This is a genomic window from Streptomyces sp. NPDC087420 (assembly GCF_044744165.1).
In the GTDB taxonomy this organism is placed as follows: domain Bacteria; phylum Actinomycetota; class Actinomycetes; order Streptomycetales; family Streptomycetaceae; genus Streptomyces.
This window is the reverse complement of sequence record NZ_JBIUXU010000004.1, coordinates 299,984-321,346: the sequence shown is the minus strand read 5'-3', so window position 1 is coordinate 321,346 and position 21,363 is coordinate 299,984. Positions and strand designations below refer to the sequence as shown.

At 71.3% G+C, this 21,363-nt stretch carries 15 protein-coding genes; 3 read left to right on the top strand and 12 right to left on the bottom strand.

The annotated features are described in order from the left end of the window. Positions 1–66 precede the first annotated feature (66 nt). Positions 67–876 (bottom strand): lipoyl(octanoyl) transferase LipB, encoded by an 810-nt coding sequence (gene lipB, locus ACIO1C_RS10050; protein WP_401860559.1) that lies wholly within the window; start codon positions 874–876, stop codon positions 67–69. Between the two features lie 329 nt (positions 877–1,205). On the opposite strand from lipB, the gene ACIO1C_RS10045 reads away from it, so the two are divergent. Continuing rightward, entirely contained in the window at positions 1,206–2,729 is a 1,524-nt protein-coding gene (locus ACIO1C_RS10045) for a regulator (protein ID WP_401860556.1), read from the top strand. A 59-nt stretch (positions 2,730–2,788) separates the two neighbouring features. Here the strand turns inward: ACIO1C_RS10045 and ACIO1C_RS10040 are convergent, their stop codons facing one another. From ACIO1C_RS10040 to ACIO1C_RS10025, 4 genes are all read right to left on the bottom strand, one after another. Then, complete coding sequence (locus ACIO1C_RS10040; RefSeq protein WP_401860553.1) at positions 2,789–4,198, bottom strand: FAD-dependent oxidoreductase; 1,410 nt, start codon at positions 4,196–4,198, stop codon at positions 2,789–2,791. A 343-nt stretch (positions 4,199–4,541) separates the two neighbouring features. Next, a complete protein-coding gene (locus tag ACIO1C_RS10035; protein ID WP_401860550.1) occupies positions 4,542–7,313 on the bottom strand; it encodes a DNRLRE domain-containing protein in 2,772 nt (923 codons plus the stop codon). Positions 7,314–7,598: 285 nt separating this feature from the next. Further along, positions 7,599–7,877 (bottom strand): hypothetical protein, encoded by a 279-nt coding sequence (locus ACIO1C_RS10030; RefSeq protein ID WP_401860548.1) that lies wholly within the window; start codon positions 7,875–7,877, stop codon positions 7,599–7,601. Between the two features lie 491 nt (positions 7,878–8,368). Beyond that, entirely contained in the window at positions 8,369–9,259 is an 891-nt protein-coding gene (locus ACIO1C_RS10025; protein WP_401860545.1) for a TIGR01777 family oxidoreductase, read from the bottom strand. 43 nt (positions 9,260–9,302) lie between these two features. On the opposite strand from ACIO1C_RS10025, the gene ACIO1C_RS10020 reads away from it, so the two are divergent. Then, complete coding sequence (locus tag ACIO1C_RS10020; protein ID WP_401860542.1) at positions 9,303–9,797, top strand: GNAT family N-acetyltransferase; 495 nt, start codon at positions 9,303–9,305, stop codon at positions 9,795–9,797. Positions 9,798–9,831: 34 nt separating this feature from the next. Here the strand turns inward: ACIO1C_RS10020 and ACIO1C_RS10015 are convergent, their stop codons facing one another. Next, positions 9,832–10,353, bottom strand: a complete 522-nt coding sequence (locus ACIO1C_RS10015) for a DUF4240 domain-containing protein (protein ID WP_401861021.1) — start codon at positions 10,351–10,353, stop codon at positions 9,832–9,834. A 159-nt stretch (positions 10,354–10,512) separates the two neighbouring features. On the opposite strand from ACIO1C_RS10015, the gene ACIO1C_RS10010 reads away from it, so the two are divergent. Continuing rightward, positions 10,513–11,430 carry an SDR family oxidoreductase gene (locus ACIO1C_RS10010; protein ID WP_401860540.1) on the top strand — a complete coding sequence of 306 codons (918 nt, stop codon included), beginning with the start codon at positions 10,513–10,515 and terminating at the stop codon, positions 11,428–11,430. A gap of 22 nt (positions 11,431–11,452) precedes the next feature. On the opposite strand, the gene ACIO1C_RS10005 is transcribed toward ACIO1C_RS10010, so the two are convergent. From ACIO1C_RS10005 to ACIO1C_RS09980, 6 genes are all read right to left on the bottom strand, one after another. Next, positions 11,453–12,418, bottom strand: a complete 966-nt coding sequence (locus tag ACIO1C_RS10005) for a helix-turn-helix transcriptional regulator (protein WP_401860538.1) — start codon at positions 12,416–12,418, stop codon at positions 11,453–11,455. Positions 12,419–12,513: 95 nt separating this feature from the next. Beyond that, a complete protein-coding gene (gene aceE, locus ACIO1C_RS10000; RefSeq protein ID WP_401860535.1) occupies positions 12,514–15,198 on the bottom strand; it encodes a pyruvate dehydrogenase (acetyl-transferring), homodimeric type in 2,685 nt (894 codons plus the stop codon). A 217-nt stretch (positions 15,199–15,415) separates the two neighbouring features. After that, positions 15,416–16,039 (bottom strand): GntR family transcriptional regulator, encoded by a 624-nt coding sequence (locus tag ACIO1C_RS09995; RefSeq protein WP_161309229.1) that lies wholly within the window; start codon positions 16,037–16,039, stop codon positions 15,416–15,418. 109 nt (positions 16,040–16,148) lie between these two features. Beyond that, complete coding sequence (sucB, locus tag ACIO1C_RS09990; protein WP_401860532.1) at positions 16,149–18,053, bottom strand: 2-oxoglutarate dehydrogenase, E2 component, dihydrolipoamide succinyltransferase; 1,905 nt, start codon at positions 18,051–18,053, stop codon at positions 16,149–16,151. Between the two features lie 53 nt (positions 18,054–18,106). Further along, positions 18,107–19,495, bottom strand: a complete 1,389-nt coding sequence (lpdA, locus tag ACIO1C_RS09985; protein ID WP_401860529.1) for a dihydrolipoyl dehydrogenase — start codon at positions 19,493–19,495, stop codon at positions 18,107–18,109. Between the two features lie 297 nt (positions 19,496–19,792). Next, on the bottom strand, positions 19,793–21,325 hold the full coding sequence (locus tag ACIO1C_RS09980; protein WP_401860526.1) for a leucyl aminopeptidase: 1,533 nt from the start codon (positions 21,323–21,325) through the stop codon (positions 19,793–19,795). Between the last annotated feature and the right edge of the window lie 38 nt (positions 21,326–21,363).

Sequence of the window (21,363 nt, the reverse complement as noted above, 5' to 3'; positions counted from 1 at the left end):
GTCTGGCCAACCCGGGGCCGCGAGGGCGCATTCCCCCGGTCGGCCCCTTCCACGGGCAGACCGGATCTACGCGGTCGCGTGCTCCGGCTCGCGCACCACCGCGCGCGGCTTCGGCTCCGTGCTCTCCAATACGTCCCGCAGGTGCCTTTCCACGGAGGGCAGCACCTCCGCGATCGTGACGTCGCGGCCCAGTTCGTACGCGAGCGAGGTGACCCCGGCGTCCCGGATCCCGCACGGCACGATCTTGTCGAACCAGGTGTTGTCCGGATTCACGTTCAGCGAGAAGCCGTGCATCGTCACGCCCTTGGCGATACGGATCCCGATCGCCGCGAGCTTGCGGTCCTCCCGGCGCTGGCCGGCGTTGGACGGCGCGTACTCCGGTCCGTTCAGCCGCGGGTCGAACTCGTCGTCCTGGAGGCGCGGGTCGAAGTCCAGCGTCAGCCCGCCCGTCGCCGGCCGGTCCTCCACCGCGTCCCCGAGCACCCACACCCCGCTGCGGCCCTCCACCCGGGACGTCTCCACCCCGAACTCGGCGGCCACGCGGATCAGCGCGTCCTCCAGCCTGCGGACGTGCGCGACGACGTCGACCGGGCGCGGCAGCTTGAGGATCGGATAGCCGACGAGCTGACCGGGACCGTGCCAGGTGATCTTGCCACCGCGGTCCACGTCGACGACCGGAGTGCCGTCGAGGGGGCGCTCGCTGTCCGCCGTGCGCCGTCCGGCGGTGTAGACCGACTGGTGCTCCAGCAGCAGACAGGTGTCGGGAAGCTCGTCCGCGAAACGGGCCGCGTGGACCCGGCGCTGCTCCTGCCAGGCCTCCCGGTACTCGACGGATTCCTCGCCGAACCCCAGATGGACGTACCGCAGCTCACTCACGGCCGTGCCTCCTCTTGAGAAGCTTCATGGCGCGTTCGTCACGCCCTCGCCACTGTACGGCGGCGCGGGACGGAGCCGCCGGGCAGGTGTACGGGGCGTCCCGCCCGGGTCGCCCGGCGCCGGTGACCGGGCCCCGGCCGGACTGGCAGTTGCCGCCGGCACACGCCGCCCGCCCCTGCCGTACGCGCTTGCGTCAGCCGCGCCGTGAATCCTCACACGATCGGATGAATGTAGGACGAAGGTGGCGGTACGGACCCCCCGTGCCGCTAAATTCACGCCGTTCCATGAGGGCTGCTCCGGGGCCCGGAAGGCAGGAGACCCTACAGCTGATGTCGGAACGACCACCCCAGCGCACCCCCAACCGCCAGCTCGCCGCGCTCATCGCGGAGGCCGGGTTCTCCCACGCCGGGCTCGCCCGCCGCGTGGACCAGCTCGGCGTCGAACACGGCCTCGACCTGCGCTACGACAAGACCTCGGTGACCCGCTGGTTACGCGGGCAGCAGCCGCGCGGCACCACCCCCGCGCTGATCGCCGAGGTCTTCACACGCCGGCTCGGACGCCGGCTCTCCGCCCAGGATCTCGGCCTCGACGCGTGCGCGCCGGTGTACGCGGGGCTCGAATTCGCCGCCTCGCCCGAAGAGGCCGTGGACATCGTCGGCGGGCTCTGGCGCAAGGACTCCGGCAGCCAGGCCGAACTGCGCAAGATCGCGTTCACCCCGGCCGGGCTCGTCGTCCCCAGCCGCGACTGGCTGATCGGCCGCGCCGACGAACGCGTCGGCCACCCCGACCTCGCCACCGGGAGCGGGGCAGGGGCCAACGGGCCCGGAGCCCCGTACGACAAGAGCCCGCGCCGGCCACGGGACCCCGCCGCCCGCGAGGGCCCGGCCCGCGTCCCCGCCCAGGGCCGCCCCGCCACCGTCCCCCGCCCGCGCACGGAACGCACCACCGGCCAGCGGGTCACCGCCGGGGACATCGCCGCGCTGCGGTCGGTCGGCGAGCTGTTCCGCGCGCTCGACCAGGCGTACGGCGGCGGCCACGCGCGCCAGGCCCTCGTCCGGTACCTCGAACACGAAGTCGAGCCGATACTGCGCGGACTGTACGGAGAGGGCACCGGACGCCGCCTCTTCGCCGCCGCGGCCGACCTGACCCGGCTGGCGGGCTGGACCTCGTACGACATCGCCGCGCACGGCCTCGCCCAGCGGTACTTCGTCCAGGCCCTGCGCCTCTCCCAGGCCGCCGGGGACCGCGCCTACGGCTCGTACGTCCTGATCACCATGAGCCGCCAGGCCGTCTACCTCGGCCACGGCCGCGAAGCCGTCCAGCTGGCCCGCGTCGCCCAGCAGGGCGTCGGCTCCTCCGCGCCCCCGGTCGTCCAGGCCCTGCTGCACGCCGTCGAGGCGCGCGGGCACGGGGTCCTCGGCGAGGTACGGGCCTGCACCTCGTCCCTCGTACGGGCGGAACGGGCGCTGGAGACCTCACGGCCCGGGGACGACGTACCGCACTGGGGCCGGTACTTCGACGAGGCACAGCTCGCCGACGAGTTCGGGCACTGCTACCGCGACCTCCAGCAGTACCGCGCGGCCGTCCAGCACGCCGAACGCTCCCTCCAGCTGCGCGCGCCCGCCCTGGCGCGCAGCCGGCTCTTCTGCCGGGTGGTGCTCGCCACCGGCCGCCTCGGGCTCGGCGAACTGGACCAGGCGTGCCTGCTGGGCGCGGAGTCGGCCCAGCAGGCCGCCGAGATGCGGTCGGTACGGGCGGTGGAGTACGTACGCGACTTTGAACGCCGCCTGGAGCCGTTCCGGGACGCGGTGGCGGTACGCAACTACCGGGACCGGGTCGCGACGATCGGCTGACGCGGCGCGGGTCGGCGAGGGTCGGCGCGGGTCTCGGGCTTCGACGCCGTTCCGGCCTCCTACACCGCCGTGGGCAGCGGCGGTGTGCCGTGCGCGGGCTTCACCCCCAGGTCCCGCAGGACGGCGTGGGCGGCCCTGCGGCCCGAGAACAGCGCGCCCTGCACGGTGTTGGCGTCCCGGTGGTCGCCGCACACGTACAGGCCGGACAGCAGCCGCACCGGCCGGTGCGGGTCGTGCGGCGCCGGCATCGCGGGTACGGCCTCCGGGGTGTGGTGGACGGCCAGCAACTCCCAGTCGTCCGTGGGGGTTCCGTACACCCCCGCCAGCTGCGCCCGCACGAGCCGGTCCAACTCCCGGGCCGGGGGCGGGGTGCCGAGCACCGTGGAGGACACCAGGACCCGGCCGTCGGGCGTGCGGGACGGGTCGACCGCGCTCATCACGGCCGTGTGCGCGACCGGGCCGCCCGTCTCGGCGTCCAGGACGAGCGCCGGATCGGCCGACGGGGCGGTGGGGGCGGTGTGGTGAAGGACCGTCACCGGGTGGAAGTCCGGCACCCGCAGCCCCGGCAGCAACTCCGCGGCGGCGCGCGCGCCGGTCGCCACGAGGAGGGAGCGGCACGCGATCTCGCCGTGCTCCTTGGTGGCGACGCGGTTGATCGACGCCTCCGTCACCCACACGTCCGTCACGACGGTGCCGGGCGGCAGCGTCCGCGCGAGCAGCTCCGGCAGGGCGGACGCGCCGCCCGCGGGGACGCAGAGCCGGCCCCGGGCGTACGCGCGCAGCGCCAGGTCGGCGCGGTGGCTGGACGTCGACAGGCCCGGGTCGCCGAGCAGCGCGGTCAGCAGCGGGCGTACGAAGCCGTCGACGGCGGACGCGGGCAGACCGCTCGCGGCGAGTGCGTCGCGGGTGGGGCGGTCGGGACGCGCGCGGCGGGGGGCCGCGGGTCCGAGGGCGGTCCGGTCCTGGTGGCCCCGCCCGGGGGCGCTCGCCAGGGCGCGCGCGGTGGCGAGTGCGCGGTGTGCGCGCCTGGGTGGGCGGGGGTTCAGCTCGACGCCGCGGCGCGTTTCGGTGGTGCCGGTCCTTCCGGCGGGGCCGGGCCTTTCGGCGAGGCCTGCGCTTCCGGCGGGGCCGGGCCTTTCGATGGTGCCGGCCCGGTGGAGCCGCCCGTCCCTCCGGACGAGCACGCCGGGCGAGAACATCCGGAGCGCGATGCCCTCCAGGGCGGGGGTGTGGAGCAGCTCCGGATACGCGGTACTGAGCAACGGCCCGACCCGGTCGAGGCGGAAGCCGTCCACGTGCTCCGTGCTCATACGACCGCCGGGGTGAGGGGCGGCCTCCAGAACGCGGACGCTCACGCCCGCGGCGGTCAGATGATGCGCGGCGGCGAGGCCGGCGATGCCGGCGCCGATGATGACAACGTCCGCGCTTTGCGCTGTGTGCGCGGTGCCGGTGTGTGCGCTGTGGAGCACGTGGCCCTCCCCGAGGTCGACTGCCCGAGTTCACGACGAGCGTAGGAAGAGGACGGGGTGGGGGTGGCCGCGCGTGGGGTGGGGCATGGGGGCATGGGCGGCGCGTGCGGTCGGTTCTTGGCCGCGCTTCCTGCTTTTGTCCTCAATCGCCGGACGGGCTGGGTTTGCCGTGGTGGCGGGGGGTGGGGGCCGCAGGTCCTTGCCGTCGTGCCCTGGAGGTTCCGGGCAGGCAGGGAGGCCCTGCGCCGCGAGTGCGCGGCGCAGGGCCTCCCGGGTCCAGTCCCATTCCATATCGAGCCGAAGGGCCTGCTCCCTGTCGCCGAATCGCATCTGCCGGGATGGATCAGGCCGGATTTTCGATCATATTCACCCAGGGCAAGCAGAAACCCTGACCTATGCAGTGGCCCGTGATGATTCCAATGTTACTGCCGTCATACTTTCGGCCACTGAAGTCGACGACAACTCTCACGCGGGTGCTGTCAAGAAGCTTGCATTTTGGGTGATCGTGAGATTCCCAGGGGAGCGAGAAGAGGGGACAGTCGACGAGGCGCAGGTTGAGTTCGTAATTCCACCGCCATGGGTCTTCGACTTGCTGATACTTCCCCGTCCCGGCCAGCGCTCTTCTGGTCACGGTGCGCGCGACGGTCCAGTCCAGACCGTGTTTGTCTTCCATCTTGGTCATTCCAAAGCCGTCACCCGTCCGGTAGTCGTACCAGCCCTCGCGGAGGTTGATCCGTTTGTTGTCGCGATCGGGCCAGAACTGGACCAGTTTGTCGCCGCGCTCCTCCACGGGCCACGGATCGGCTGCTGTGCCGTGCCGCGCCTTCGATGCGGGTGCGGATGAGTCGTCCGTGTACGTGACGACCAGCTTCGGTTTCTCACCCTCGGTCGTTCGGGAGGAGAGGAAGCCGCGGTCGTACTCCGCTGCGGCGCTCTCGTCTGCCGCGCTCAGGACCAGCCCGTGGTTCGGCTGTCCCGACGCCCATGCCTTGGCCATGTCGGTCAGTGACCAGGTCCACCCGTCGCCCGTGGACGGGCTGTCTGCCGTGCACGGCAGCGGATCCGTCGCGACGGCGGCTCCGCCCTCGGTCGTGCTGGGCTGATTGGCCCAGTTCACGCTGTCCGGCGTCCAGTCCGAGACGACCCGTCGGACTTTCAGCCCTGCCCCGGCACCACCGCAGCCGAAGGCGTAGGAGTTCTGTAGTTCAAGCCTGGCGTTGGTCACGGTCTTCCCCGACAACTGAGACGTGTCGAAGCTGAGGTAGGTACGTTCGCGGACCAGCGGTCCGCTGAAGGAGTAAAGCCCGGCCCACAACGTCTCGCTGTCTCCGCCGACGTATCCGCTGTCATCGAGCCACAGGTCCGCCTCCACCGGCAGGGTGACCGTCTGTTGACCCGGAGGGTCCGTCGGGGGATCTTCCTCATAACCCGGCTCGCCCGGCTGGGGTCTCGTGTGGGGAATGCTGGGCTCGTGGGTGGCGGGCTGAGTCCAATCCTCGCCGCCTTCCTGTGAGGGGAGAGGGCCGGGCAGCTCGCCGGTTTCACGCAGTCTGTCCAAGTTCTCCGTGGTGAAGCCCGGCAGACCGTAGAAATTCTCAAAGGTGAAGGGCGCGCCTTCGAGGGCGCCGGCGGGCAGGCTCTCGTCGCCGGCGACGGCGAAACTCACCCGCTTGACCGGCTCGTACTGGACGAACAACTGAGGGGCGTGCCCGCGCGGGTCAGCGTGATTGCGCTCGGCTGAGACGTATTGCCGGTAGTTCGGCGTGGTGTTCTCGACCACCCCGCGCAGAAGCAGACCGTGGTCAGGCGTGGTTCCATCGGCCCACGCCTGCACGATCTGTTCCACGGAGTGGATCAGTTGGCCTTCTCCCCAGGAACACGTGTCGCTGTATGCGGCCTGGTTGGCGGCTTGGCCGGTCTGGGTGGTGGTCGGCTGAGTCGCCCAGGTGAAGGTGGCCGGGTTGAAGGACGAGGTCACCATCCGGGCCACAATGCCGGAACCGACAGCTGAGCCACAGGTGGTGGACCGCCAGTTCCACATCTGTAGGTCGGCGTTGAGGATTTTTCCGCCGGCGATGTCGGTGTCGCTGACCAGAAAGCGAAGGTAGACGCGGCAGTGCCCCTGGCTGTTGGAACCGGCTCGGAGATAAGTGGAGGCGATCTGAGTGGTGGTTGGTCCGTTGGAGCACATGAAGGTGTCGGCGTCGAGACCGGCTCCGACCCAAACGGGATCAGCCGCGATCGTGACCGGGTACCGCACTGTGTGATCGGCGAGGAACTTCGCATCGGGCTCGATCACCAGCGTGGGATCTGTCGCAGAGCCTGCCAGCCGCGCATCGGTATCGCCGATGCGCCCCTTGCCCGGAGACGACCCGGCCGCGGCGTCGAGCATCTCGGTGACGACCGGCCTGGCGGCTGCGGTCCTGCCGCTGGTGAGCAGCTGGGGTTTGCCATCCTTCGTGCGCCCGTACGTCATCGATTCGGGCAGAGCGAGAGGAAGCCGTACGGCCAGCGGGACCTTCGGGCGTTCCCGAATCACCACGTGCAGGGAAAAACTCTCTGGTAGCGCCCGCACCACCAGGTCTGTCCCCGGCGTCACCGCATCGGTGTACGTGGCAGTGTCCTTGTGCAGCTGAGGGCGCGGCAGGTCGCCGGGCCAGTCGATACCCGCCTCCCCCTTACTGGTCATTACAGTCAACAGTCGCTTGCCTTCACCTGAGGAAAGCGCCAGCTGACCTTTCACTCGCCTGGGCTTGATCACTCCATTGGTTTCGATCAGCGTGGTGTCGACCGGCTGCCAGTCGCCGGACGACTTGCCGGTCCTCACCCGTACCGGTTCCGTGCTCAGCGTCGCAGACAGGGTCTTCCCGTCAGGATTGGCCCAGACGGTTGTGAATTCGCTGTTCCTGGAGGCAACTTCGACGCGCTCGCCACTTTTCTTCGCCTGCGCCCACGCCAGCTCGGTATCCGGGTTACGGACTGGGCCGGCGCCTTCCTCCCCGGTCGCCCGAGTGCTCTCACGCGAGGAGGGTTCCGCTTGTACGTTCGCCCAAACAGGAACGCTCCCTATCAGGACAATCAGCAACGCACCGAACAACGTGGCGGCATGCGGCAATCCTCTGGGTCTGCGACGCCACAGAAGCGGTGGGCGCCGGCGTCTACCAGAAAAATTCACGGAGGAATCTCCCAGCGGAAGGAGGCCCGCACCGACGATGCGGCGGGACCTGCGAGTTGATGTGATTTCTCGTTCCTGCCGCTCCGGATTCGACGGTGGCAGTCGGTGCACGGGCTATGAGTCCCAGACGTGTTTCCACGTGCAGAGGCGCGTCTCATGAATTCCGTCCGCGCCTCTTCTCCGGGTCACACCGACCCGGTCGTGGCGACGGTGTCGTGGCGACGGTCAGGAGGAGCCGTCGTGGTAGAACTTCCGCGAATCACAGGCGAAGTCCATGCCGCCGGCGCCGTTTCGCAGGCACACGGTCAGTGTGTAAGTGCCCGTGATCGGCGAATCGAGCCAGCCACTGGTATAGCCGTCCTCGGATCCGCCGACGCAGGATCCGCTCCCGCCGACGTTCTGCGTCTGATCGTAGAAGGACCCCTTGACCAGCCGTGCGACCACTCTGTAGCCGTCCGGATTTCCTTGGTCACAGACGCGGAGAAAGTAGCCGTCGCTGGTCATGAAGGCGCTCGCGGTCCCGTAGCCCCCAGCCGTGGAGGCGTACGTCGCCAGTACTCCGGACGACGAGTACGCGGAGGCCGGAGCGGCGCCGAGAGCAGTGAGCGCCGCAGCGGAAGCTGCGGCTCCAACGACTGTCGCGAAAATTCGTGATCGCACGTGTCTCTCCCTGGTGTAGACGCTGTCCGGCTCCGCCTGCCGGACCATTCGTCCGCCGCCGCGCGTCGACCACACTGTGGCGGCGAGGTCTTGCGTAAACCTTGGAGAAACCTTGTAGCCGCAGGTCACGAAGTTGCGGGAGAGGGAGAAGCCGGCCCGGCCGGTGACCGATCGCCCAGGCGCCGCGCATGCGGAGGCCGGCGACGCTGCCCGACGGAGATCGGCGCGGACCTCGAAGCCGTGCCGGACGACCCCTGCCCGGCAACCGGCCCGCGCATGCGCGACCGGCTGCGGCAGGCACCATCAAGCCCTTCCGGCGATTGAGGACAAAAGCCTCAGGACAAGGCTGCCCCCACCGCCTCCCCCACCGTGGGGAACGCGAACGTGAAGCCCGACTCCCGCAGCCGCGTCGGCAGCACCCGCTGACTCGTCAGGATGTCCGACGACAGCTCCCCCAACGCCACCCGCAACACCGCCCCCGGCACCGGAAACAGCGTGGGCCGCCGCAACGCCGTCCCCATCGCCTCCGTCACCTCGCGATTGGTCGCCGGCGACGGCGCCGTCACGTTCACCGGGCCCTCCAGCGACTCCGTGTCGATCAGGTGCCGCAGCGCCGCCACGTGGTCGTGCAGCGCGATGAAGCTCCAGTACTGGTTCCCGGAGCCCAGCCGCCCGCCCAGACCGGCCCGGAACAGCGGGAACATCCGTCCCCACGCACCGCCCTTGGGCGACACCACGAGCCCCGAGCGGGCGAACACCGTGCGGATGCCGGCCTCTTCCGCCGCCGACGCGGCCTCCTCCCACTCCACGCAGAGCGACGGCAGGAATCCGTCGCCCGGCGGCGCCGACTCGTCGACCGCCCGGTCCCCGGTGTCGCCGTAGAACCCCACGGCCGAGCCGGACACCAGCACGCGGGGCGGTACCTCCAGCGACGCCACGGCCTCCGCGATCGCCGCCGTGCCGAGGACGCGGCTGTCGCGCAGTTCCTTCTTGTACGCGTCGGTCCACCGGTGGTCGCCGATGCCCGCGCCCGCCAGGTGGACGACCGCCTCGCAGCCGTGCAGCCCCGCCGTGTCGACGTACTGCCGTACCGGATCCCACTCCACCTCGTCGCCCGTTCGCGAGGGGCGTCTCACCAGGCGCACCACCTCGTGCCCGTCCGCGCGCAGGGAGCTGACAAGAGCCGTACCGATGAGCCCGGTGGAGCCGGTGACCGCGATCCTCATGCGCCCATCCTGCCCGCGGGACCCCCCATGGCACAGTTGCGCCATGTCGCAATCGCAGATACGTCCCGCCGTCCGGGACGACGACGAGGCGCTGGGGGAGCTCGACCGGGAGACCTGGTCGCCGCTCCACGCCGTGTACCCACGGCCGCGCCCGCCCTACGAGCCGTTCTTCGACTCCGGGCACCGCCCCGAGGAACACCTCGTCGCGGAGATCGGCGACCGCCTGGTCGGGTACGTCAGGATCGGCCGCCCCACTCCGCTCGCGTGCAACACGCACGTACGGCAGATCCAGGGCCTCGCGGTACGGGAGTCGGCGCGCGGCCACGGCGTGGGCCGCGCCCTGCTGCGCGCCGCGGCGCTGCACGCGCGCAACCAGGGCGCGCGCCGGCTGACCCTGCGGGTGCTGGGGCACAACGTGCCGGCGCGGCGGCTGTACGAGGCCGAGGGCTTCGCCGTCGAGGGCGTGCTGCCGGGGGAGTTCCTGCTGGAGGGGGAGTACGTGGACGACGTGCTGATGGGCCGCTCGCTCCTGGCGTGAGCCCCTGGCGTGAGCCCCTGGGGTTGAAGACCCCTCAGGGCGTACCGAAGCGCTCCGAGAGCCGGGGGAACCGGTCCGCGAGCGCCGTGGTGTCCTCGAAGTCGACCGGCGTGCCCTCCGGCTCCGCCGGTTGCGCCGCCACGCCGAGGTCCGGCGCCACCACACCCGTCAGCTGTTCGTACGCCTCGTCCGCCGCGTACCCCAGCTCCTCGCCGTCCCCGTCGAGATCCTCGTCGAACTCGTCCAGCAGCTCCGCGAGGCTGTCCGGGTCGTGGAGTCCGCCCTCGAAGACCTCGCGGCCCTGGCCGATGAGCCAGCAGCGGAAGTAGTCGAAGGCGTCGTCGCTCGCGCCGCCGAGGAGGATGGCCGCGGCGCCCCACAGGTCCCAGTGGTACGCGCGGTTGTACCGGGCCTCGAAGTGCCGCGCGAAGTCCAGGACGGAGTCGGGGTCGAGCTGGAGCAGCCGCTCCACCAGCAGCTCGGCGTGGTCCTCGGGGTCGCCGTCGGCGGCCTCGCGGGTGCTGTCGATGATCTCCCAGAACTCCGTCTCGTCCATCACGGGTCCAGCATCGTGGTTGGCGGGGGCCCGCGCACGCGGAGGCGCCGAAATGAGGGAGTGAATCGTGAGTCGGAAGAAGCCGGACAGAAGATGTCGCCTTTTTGTGTGACGGTCGGTGGACGGCCGGGAAGCGGCCGGAACCGATGGAGGTGGCGGATGACGGAACAGCCGTTGACGGGGAGGACCGCGCTCGTGGCGGGAGCGACCCGGGGCGCGGGGCGGGCCATCGCGGTGGCGCTCGGGGCGGCCGGTGCGACCGTGTACGCGACCGGGCGTACGACCCGGGAGAAGGTCAGCGAGGTCGGGCGGACCACGGAGACCATCGAGGAGACGGCCGAGCTGGTGACGGCCGCGGGCGGCGAGGGGATCGCCGTACCGACCGACCATCTGGAGCCGGACCAGGTCCGCGCGCTGGTGGCCAGGATCGACCGGGAGCAGGGCCGGCTGGACGTGCTGGTGAACGACGTCTGGGGCGGTGAGCACCTGGTCGAGTTCGGCAAGAAGATGTGGGAGACGGAGCTGGAACGGGGGCTGCGGATGCTGGAGCTGAGCGTGAAGACCCACGCCATCACCAGCAGCTGCGCGCTCCCGCTGCTGGTCCGCAGGCCCGGCGGGCTGGTGGTCGAGGTCACGGACGGCACGGCCGAGTCGAACAAGAACTTCCGGGAGAACTTCTACTACGACCTCGCCAAGAACGGCCCGATCAGGATGGCGTTCAACCTCGCCGAGGATCTCAGGAGCGTCGGCGGTACGGCCGTCTCGGTCACCCCGGGGTTCCTCCGCTCGGAGCAGATGCTCGACGTCTTCGGCGTACGGGAGGAGAACTGGCGCGACGGGGTACGGAAGGACTCGGCGTTCGCGATCTCCGAGTCCCCGGTCTTCGTCGGCCGCGCGGTCGCGGCCCTGGCCTCGGACCCGGAGCGGCACCGGTGGACCGGGCAGTCGCTGTCCAGCTTCTCGCTGGCCCAGGCGTACGGGTTCACCGACGCGGACGGCAGCACGCCGGACGCCTGGGGGTACATCACGGACGTCGTGAACGGCGGGAAGGACGCCCCGGCGAGCGACTACCGCTGAGCGGGGAAGAGCCGGCCGCCCCTCACCCGTACAGTGCCCGCATCCGCTCCGCCGACTCCGCGAAGCGCCTGCGCAGGGTGAGGGGCCCCAGCACCTCCACCTCCGCCCCCAGCACCAGCAGTTGGGTGTGCGCCACCTCCTCGGACTCCACCGGCAGCGTCAGCGTCACGCGGCCCTGGTCGTCCGGGGCAGGGGCCGCCTCGATCGCCTCGCGCGCCGTCGCGCGGTCCACGGCGTACGGCAGGGCGCGGACGCCCTCCGGGGAGAGGCGGATCCGGATCTCCGTACGGAGGAGGGAGCGTGCGAACTGCGCCGCGCGCTCCTCCCAGAAGCCGGGCAGGTCGAAGGACTCGTCCCGTACGAAACGTTCCGCCAGCGGCTCCACCGCCGTGAAGCGGTCGAGCCGGTAGACCCGGAAGCTGCCCCCGGTGCGGGCGCACAGGTACCAGACGCCCGCCTTCAGCACGAGCCCGTACGGCGCCAGCTCCCGCTCCACCACGCCGTCCGCGCGCCGGTAGCACGCCGCGAGCAGCCGATCGCCCCACACGGCCTCCGCGATCGCGGGCAGCACCTCCGGGGTCTCCGGCTCCTGGTACCAGCCCGGCGCGTCCAGGTGGAAGCGCCGCGCCGCCGACTCCGGGGCGTCCCGCAGCGACGGCAGCAGCGCCGCCGACACCTTGAGCCGCGCGGCGGAGGACACGTCGTCCAGCCCCATCTCACGCAGCGCGCCGGGCACCCCGGAGAGGAACAGCGCCTCCGCCTCGCCGCGCGCCAGCCCCGTCAGCCGGGTGCGGTAGCCGCCGACCAGCCGGTAGCCGCCGGTCCTGCCCCGGTCCGCGTACACCGGCACCCCGGCCTCGGAGAGCGCCTGGGCGTCCCGCGTGATGGTGCGCTCCGAGACCTCCAGCGCACCGGCCAGTTCGGCGGCCGTCATGGACGGTCTGGACTGGAGGAGAAGCACCATCTTGATCAGCCTGGCTGCGCGCATGGCCCCCATGATGCCGCGAAACCCCTGCCGCGCGGCGACAGGGGTTTCGGGGTGGAATCCGTGCGGGGAGGCAGGATCCCCGTACAGGGGAAAGCTCAGAGGCCGTAGCGCTCGCGCGCCTCCAGGACCTTCTCCGGCTTGACCTCGCCGCGCCGCGCGAGCTGCGCGAGCGCCGCGACGACGACCGACCTGGCGTCCACGCCGAAGTGCCTGCGGGCCGCCTCGCGGGTGTCGGAGAGGCCGAAGCCGTCCGTCCCGAGCGAGGTGTAGTCCTGCTCGACCCACTGGCTGATCTGGTCGGGGACCTGGCGCATCCAGTCGCTGACCGCCAGCACCGGGCCCGGCGCGCCGGCCAGCGCGCGGGTCACGTACGGCACCCGCTCCTCGCCGCGCAGCAGTGCCTCGTCGGCCGCCAGGCCGTCGCGGCGCAGCTCGCCCCAGGAGGTGGCGGACCACACGTCGGCGGTGACGCCCCAGTCGGCGGCCAGCAGGTCCTGGGCCTCCAGGATCCAGTGGATCGCCGTGCCCGACGCGAGCAGCTGTATGCGGGGCGAGTCGGCCGTGGCGGGCACGCCCTCCTTGAAGCGGTACAGGCCCTTGAGGATGCCCTCCTCGACGCCCTCGGGCAGCGCGGGCTGCGGCATCGGCTCGTTGTAGACGGTGAGGTAGTAGAAGACGTCCTCGCCCGACGGGGCGTCGGGGGTGGGCGTGTACATCCGCCGCAGCCCGTCCTTGACGATCACGGCGATCTCGTACGCGAACGCCGGGTCGTAGTTCAGCGCGGCCGGGTTCGTGGACGCGATGAGGTGGGAGTGGCCGTCGGCGTGCTGGAGGCCCTCGCCCGTCAGGGTCGTACGGCCCGCGGTGGCACCGACGATGAAGCCCTTGCCGAGCTGGTCGGCGAGCTGCCACATCTGGTCGCCCGTGCGCTGCCAGCCGAACATCGAATAGAAGATGTAGAACGGGATCATCGTTTCGCCGTGCGTCGCGTACGACGTCGCGGCGGCGATGAAGTCGGCCATCGAACCGGCCTCGGTGATCCCCTCGTTGAGGATCTGCCCGTCCTTGGCTTCCTTGTAGTAGAGCAACTGGTCGCGGTCGACCGGGTCGTAGGTCTGCCCGAGCGGCGAGTAGATGCCGTACGCGGGGAAGAGCGCCTCCATGCCGAAGGTGCGCGCCTCGTCGGGGACGATGGGGACCCAGCGCTTGCCGGTCTCCTTGTCCCGCATCAGGTCCTTCATCAGCCGGACGAACGCCATGGTCGTGGCGACCGGCTGGGAGCCCGAGCCCTTGTAGACCGTCTGGAACGGCTTCTCGGCGGGCGCGGGCAGCGCGACCGTGTGCGTCCGGCGGGCCGGGGCGGGACCGCCCAGCTCCGCGCGCCGCTCCTGGAGGTAGCGGACCTCGGGGGAGTTGACGCCGGGGTGGCCGTACGGCACCAGCCCGTCGTCCAGCTTCGAGTCCGGGATCGGCAGGTCGAGCAGGTCGCGCATGGTACGGAACTGGTCGCCCGAGAGCTTCTTCATCTGGTGGTTGGCGTTGCGCGACTCGAAGCCGGCGCCGAGCGTGTAGCCCTTCACCGTCTGCGCGAGGATCACGGTCGGCGCGCCCTTGTGGGCGAGGGCCGCGCGGTAGGCCGCGTACACCTTGCGGGCCTCGTGGCCGCCGCGCGAGGTGAAGAAACACTCCGCGATCTTCGCGTCCGTCAGCAGCCTGGCCAGCTCCACGAGGGCGGGCTCGGCGCCGAAGAAGTGCTGGCGGATGTACGCCACGTCGCGGGTCGCGTACGTCTGGAACTGCGCGTCGGGCACCTCGCGCAGGCGCCGTACGAGCGCGCCCGTGGTGTCCAGGGCGAACAGCTCGTCCCAGGCGGAGCCCCACAGCGACTTGATGACATTCCAGCCGGCGCCGCGGAACTGCGCCTCCAGCTCCTGCACGATCTTGAAGTTCGCGCGGACCGGGCCGTCGAGGCGCTGGAGGTTGCAGTTGATGACGAAGGTCAGGTTGTCGAGCTGCTCGCGGGAGGCGAGGGCGAGGGACGCCGTCGACTCGGGCTCGTCCATCTCGCCGTCACCGAGGAACGCCCACACGTGCGAGGCGGAGGTGTCCTTGATGCCGCGGTTGGCCAGGTAGCGGTTGAAGCGCGCCTGGTAGATCGCGGAGAGCGGGCCGAGGCCCATGGAGACGGTGGGGAACTCCCACAGCCAGGGCAATCGGCGCGGGTGCGGGTACGAGGGGAGTCCCTGGCCGCCCGCCTCCTGGCGGAAGTGGTCCAGGTCCTGCTCGCTGAGCCGGCCGTCGAGGAACGCGCGGGCGTAGATGCCGGGGGAGGCGTGGCCCTGGATGTAGAGCTGGTCGCCGCTGCCGTCCCCCTCCTTGCCCTGGAAGAAGTGGTTGAAGCCCGTCTCGTAGAGCCAGGCGGCCGAGGCGAAGGTGGCGATGTGGCCGCCGACGCCGTAGCGGGCTCCGCGGGTGACCATCGCGGCCGCGTTCCAGCGGTTCCAGGCGGTGATCCGGGACTCCAACGCCTCGTCGCCGTCGAAGGCGGGCTCGGCGGCGGTGGGGATGGTGTTGACGTAGTCGGACTCCAGCAGCGCCGGCACCTGGACCCCGGCGGTCCCGGCGTGCTGGAGGGTGCGGCGCAGCAGGTACGCGGCGCGGTGGGGTCCGGCATGCTCGGTGACGGCGTCCAGGGAGGCCGCCCATTCGGCGGTCTCCTCGGTGTCACGGTCCGGGAGCTGGTCGAGCTCGCTCGGAAGCTTGCCTACGGGGTCGGGCATGGTCGCCGCCTTCCGGACAGGAGGGGGGTGGAGAAGGGCCTTGTCTGGCAGGACAGGGCGAAGGACTGGGTGCAGCCCGTGCTCGACTGTAAGTCGCTGATCGATGATCGATCAAAGGGGTACGGGGTAAAACTTCACGTTCTGAAGAAAGTGGCATCCGGTGCCGTGGGCAAGGGCACCCAGTGACGCTCGATAAGTCATGTCAAAAGGGTATGAATCAGGCACGTGGCGCGCATCCGAGCACATGCACCTTCACCAGAGCGCCGATGGTCGGATCCCGCCGCCGGAACGCCTCGACCAGATCCTGGTGCTCCTCCGCGTACGACTTCTGTACGGTGCCGAGCCAGCGGATCGACAGCGCGGTGAACACCTCGATCCCCAGCCCCTCCCAGGTGTGCAGCAGCACGGCGTTCCCGGCGGCCCGCACCAGCTCCCGGTGGAAGCCCACGGTGTGCCGCACCTGCGCCGTCCCGTCGGCCGTGCGGTCCGCGTCGTAGAGCGCCGCCACGTGCGGCTCCAGCGCCGAGCAGTCCCGCGCCAGCCGCTCCGCCGCCAGCTCCGCCGCGATCTGCTCCAGGCCGGCCCGGACGGGGTAGCTCTCCTCCAGGTCGGCCGCCGTCAGGTTCCGTACCCGTACGCCCTTGTTCGGCGCCGACTCGATCAGCCGCAGGCTCTCCAGCTCCCGCAGCGCCTCCCGCACCGGCGTCTGGCTGACCTGGAGCTCGGTGGCGATCCGCCGCTCGACGATCCGCTCGCCCGGCTTCCAGCGGCCACTGACGATCCCCTCCACGATGTGCTCGCGGATCTGCTCGCGCAGCGAGTGGACGACGGGCGGAGTCATGGGAGGCGCTCCTCGGGGACAGGGTCGATGGGTAGACGATACGGCGGCGCCCCCGCCCGGAGTGATCCGGACAGGGGCGCCGTCGCCGTACTGGGTGTCTCCGAGAGCCTTACAGGCCGAGTTCGACCTCGAACTCGCCGGCTTCCAGGATCGCCTTGACCGCCGTCAGGTAACGGGCCGCGTCGGCGCCGTCCACCAGGCGGTGGTCGTAGGAGAGCGCGACGTACGTCATGTCGCGCACCGCGATGGTCTCGCCGAGGTCCGGGTGGTTGATGACCACCGGGCGCCGGACGGTGGCACCGATGCCGAGGATCGCGGCCTGGTTCGGGGGCACGATGATCGTGTCGAACAGCGCGCCGCGCGAACCGGTGTTGCTGATGGTGAAGGTGCCGCCGGCCAGGTCGTCCGGCGTGATCTTGCTGGCGCGGACCGCCGCCGCCAGCTCCGCGGTCTTCTTGGAGATGCCGGCGATGTTCAGGTCGCCGGCGCCCTTGATGACCGGGGTCATCAGACCGCGCTCGGAGTCCACCGCGATACCGATGTTCTCGGTGTCGAAGTAGGTGATCGTGCCTTCGCCCTCGTTGATCCGGGCGTTGATGACCGGGTGGGCCTTCAGCGCCTGGGCCGCGGCCTTGACGAAGAACGGCATCGGCGAGAGCTTGACGCCCTCACGGGCCGCGAACGACTCCTTCGCCTGGTTGCGCAGACGCATCAGCTTGGTGATGTCCACCTCGACCACGGAGGTCAGCTGCGCCTGCTCGTGCAGGGCCTTCATCATGTTGTCGCCGATGACCTTGCGCATCCGGGTCATCTTGACGGTCTGCCCGCGCAGCGGGGACGACTCCAGCTTCGGTGCCTTCGACGCGGCGGCCGGGGCCTGCGCGGCGGGGGCGGAAGCGGCTGCCTTCGCGGCGGCCTTGGCGGCCTCCGCGGCGGCGAGGACGTCCTGCTTGCGGATCCGGCCGCCGACGCCGGTGCCCTTGACCGAGCCCAGCTCGACACCGTTCTCGGAGGCGAGCTTGCGGACCAGCGGGGTCACGTAGGCGCCGTCGTCACCGGAGGTCGCGGCGGGAGCCGGGGCCGGGGTGGCGGGCTTGGCCGGGGCGGGGGCCGGGGCGGCCTTCTGCGGGGCCGGGGCCGGGGCAGCCGGTGCCTGAGCCGCCGGGGCGGGCGCGGGCGCGGCCTGCTGCGGGGCCGGGGCGGCCGGTGCCTGCGGAGCCGGAGCCGGAGTCGGAGCGGGAGCCGCCGGAGCCGGTGCCGGAGCCTGGGCGGCCGGGGCGGGAGCCGGTGCCGCCGCCGGGGCGGGAGCGGCCGGAGCGGCGGCCGGGGCCGGGGTGGCACCCGGAGCGCCGATGACGGCGAGCCGGCCGCCGACCTCGGCGGTCTCGTCCTCGGCGACCACGATCTCCAGCAGGACGCCGGCGACCGGGGCGGGGATCTCGGTGTCCACCTTGTCGGTGGAGACCTCCAGGAGCGGCTCGTCGGCCTCGACCGACTCACCGACCTCCTTGAGCCAGCGGGTGACGGTGCCCTCGGTGACGCTCTCGCCGAGCGCGGGAAGGACGACGTCGGTGCCCTCGGCGCCGCCGCCACCCTCCGCCGCCTGCGCGGTGGGGGCGGGAGCCGGTGCCTGGGTCTCGGTCGAGGGGACCGCCTCGGCAGCCGGGGCCGGCTGCTGCGGGGCCGCCTGGGCCGGGGCCTGCTGGGCGGGGGCCTCCTGGGCGGGAGCCGGTGCGGGCTCGGCGGCCGGGGCCGCGTCGGCCTCGGGCGCGCCGGAGCCGTCGTCGATGACGGCCAGTTCGGCGCCGACCTCGACGGTCTCGTCCTCGGCGACCTTGATGGACGCGAGCACACCGGCGACGGGCGCGGGAATCTCGGTGTCGACCTTGTCGGTGGAGACCTCGAGCAGCGGCTCGTCGGCCTCGACGCGCTCCCCCTCGGCCTTCAGCCAGCGGGTGACAGTGCCCTCGGTGACGCTCTCGCCGAGCGCCGGCAGGGTTACGGAAACCGCCATGGTTTCAGTTGCTCCTAACGAATGTGCGGTAGGTGGTCGTCGCCCGGACTGAGTCAGTCGTGGGAGTGGAGGGGCTTGCCCGCGAGCGCCAGGTGGGCCTCGCCGAGCGCCTCGTTCTGCGTCGGGTGCGCGTGGATGAGCTGCGCGACCTCGGCCGGCAGAGCCTCCCAGTTGTAGATCAGCTGAGCTTCGCCGACCTGCTCGCCCATACGGTCACCGACCATGTGGACGCCGACGACGGCGCCGTCCTTGACCTGGACGAGCTTGATCTCGCCCGCGGTCTTGAGGATCTTGCTCTTGCCGTTGCCCGCGAGGCTGTACTTGAGGGCGACGACCTTGTCCGCGCCGTAGATCTCCTTGGCCTTGGCCTCGGTGATGCCGACGGAGGCGACCTCGGGGTGGCAGTACGTCACCCGGGGCACGCCGTCGTAGTCGATCGGGACGGTCTTGAGCCCGGCCAGCCGCTCCGCGACGAGGATGCCCTCGGCGAAGCCGACGTGCGCGAGCTGGAGGGTCGGGACGAGGTCGCCGACCGCGGAGATCGTCTCCACGTTCGTGCGCATGTACTCGTCGACGACGACGTAGCCGCGGTCGATCGCGACGCCCTGCTCCTCGTACCCGAGGCCCTGCGAGACCGGCCCGCGGCCGATCGCGACCAGCAGCACCTCCGCCTCGAAGGTCTTGCCGTCGGCCAGCGTCACGCGGACGCCGTCCTGCGTGTACTCGGCCTTGTCGAAGAACGTGCCGAGGTTGAACTTGATGCCACGCTTGCGGAAGGCCCGCTCCAGCAGCTTGGAGCTGTTCTCGTCCTCGACCGGGACGAGGTTCTTGAGGCCCTCGATGATCGTGACCTCGGTGCCGAAGGACTTCCACGCCGAGGCGAACTCGACGCCGATGACGCCGCCGCCCAGGATGATCGCGGACTCCGGGACGCGGTTCAGCGTCAGCGCGTGGTCCGAGGAGATGATCCGCTCGCCGTCGATGACGAGACCCGGCAGCGACTTCGGTACGGAACCGGTCGCGAGCAGGACGTGACGGCCCTGGATCCGCTGCCCGTCCACGTCCACGGAGGTGGGGGAGGACAGCCGGCCCTCACCCTCGATGTACGTCACCTTGCGCGAGGCGACCAGGCCCTGGAGCCCCTTGTACAGGCCGGCGATCACGTCGTCCTTGTACTTGTGGACGCCCGCGATGTCGATGCCCTCGAAGGTCGCCTTGACCCCGAACTGCTCGCTCTCGCGCGCCTGGTCGGCGATCTCGCCCGCGTGCAGCAGGGCCTTCGTGGGAATGCAGCCGTTGTGCAGGCAGGTGCCGCCCAGCTTGTTCTTCTCGATCAGTGCGACGTCCAGGCCCAGCTGCGCTCCGCGCAGCGCCGCGGCGTAACCGCCGCTCCCGCCGCCGAGGATCACTAGGTCGAAAACGGTGCTGGCGTCGTTCGCCACGTCACGTCCTCCATGCATGTGCGCCGGGCGCGGTCATCGATGACCGTCGCGGCGGCTGGTCTTCGGCCGCTGATTCTTCGGCCCTGTGGTGGGGGCCCTGTCCTGCCGAGAACCCATCTTCGCACTTGTTCACGGCACGCGGGACGCGGGGCCGGGGTCCGGGACGTGTGATGGAGCACCCCGGATGGCGTAACGCCCGCACGAACGTCCGTATTTCTTTCGCTCCCCGGAGCCGCCCGCCACCGGGGCCCGCCCGATCCGGCCCGCGCCGAGGCGGGACCGGACCGGGCGGCAGGCTCAGCCCAGGTCGCCGGAGGCGGTGCGCTCGGCGAGCTTGACCAGGGTGCGGATCGCGGAGCCCGTACCGCCCTTGGGGGTGTAGCCGAACGGCGCCCCCTCGTGGAAGGCCGGGCCCGCGATGTCGAGGTGCGCCCACGTGATGCCCTCGCCGACGAACTCCTTCAGGAAGAGCCCGGCGACCAGGCCGCCGCCCATCCGCTCGCCCATGTTGGCGATGTCCGCGGTGGGGGAGTCCATGCCCTTGCGCAGGTCGGCGGGGAGCGGCATCGGCCAGGAGGCCTCGCCGACCTCCTCGGCGATCTCGTGGATGGAGGTACGGAACGCGTCGTCGTTCGACATGATCCCGAAGGTGCGGTTGCCCAGCGCCATGACCATCGCGCCGGTCAGCGTCGCCACGTCGACGATCGCGTCGGGGCTCTCCTCCGAGGCGCGGGTCAGCGCGTCCGCGAGGACCAGTCGCCCCTCGGCGTCGGTGTTGAGGACCTCGACGGTCTTGCCGCTGTACATGCGCAGGACGTCACCCGGGCGGGTGGCGGAGCCCGACGGCATGTTCTCGGCCAGGGCGAGCCAGCCCGTGACGTTGACGCGCAGGCCGAGCCGGGCGGCCGTGACGACGGCGGCGAACACGGCGGCGGCGCCGCTCATGTCGCACTTCATCGTCTCGTTGTGCCCCGGCGGCTTGAGCGAGATGCCGCCCGAGTCGTACGTGATGCCCTTGCCGACCAGGGCGAGCGTCTTCTCCGCCTCGGGGTGGGTGTAGGCGAGCTTCACCAGGCGCGGCGGGTTCACCGAGCCCTGGCCCACGCCGAGGATGCCGCCGAATCCGCCCTTGGCGAGCGCCTTCTCGTCGAGGACCTGCACCTTGACGCCGTGGTCCTTGCCGGCGGCGGTGGCCACGGCGGCGAAGCCCTCGGGGGTGAGGTCGTTGGGCGGGGTGTTGATCAGGTCGCGGGCGCGGTTGACCTCCTCGGTCAGCGCGATCGCGCGGTCCGCCGCGGCCTTGTGGGCCTTGTCGCGGGGCTTGGCGCCCAGCAGGGCGACCTCGCCGAGGGGCAGCTTCGGGCCGTTGCCGTTCTTCTTCGCCGTCTTCTCGCCGCCCAGGTAGACGGTGAAGGCGTACGCCCCCAGGAGGGCGCCCTCGGCGATGGCCTCGACGTCCTCGGAGGCCTCGACGGGCAGCGCGAACGCGGCCTTCTTCGTGCCCGACAGGGCGCGGGCGGCGGCGCCGGCGGCGCGGCGCAGCGCCTCGGAGCCGTACGCGTCGCCCTTGTCCGGCGCGGAGCCCAGGCCGACCGCGAGGACGACCGGCGACTTCAGGCCGGACGGGGCGGGGAGCTTGGTCACCTCGCCCTCGGCGCCCGACGCGCCCAGGGTCTCCAGGACGGCGGCGAGCTTGCCGTCGAACGCCTGGTCCACGGCTTCGGCGCCGGGCGCGACAACCGGCCCCCCGGCGCCCTTCGCGACGCCGACGACGATCACGTCGGCGCGCAGCGTCGCCGCCCCGGCAGTGCTGAGAGTGAGAGCAGTCACGGTGGTGAAATCTCGCTTCCGTTGAGTTTTTCGGCGGT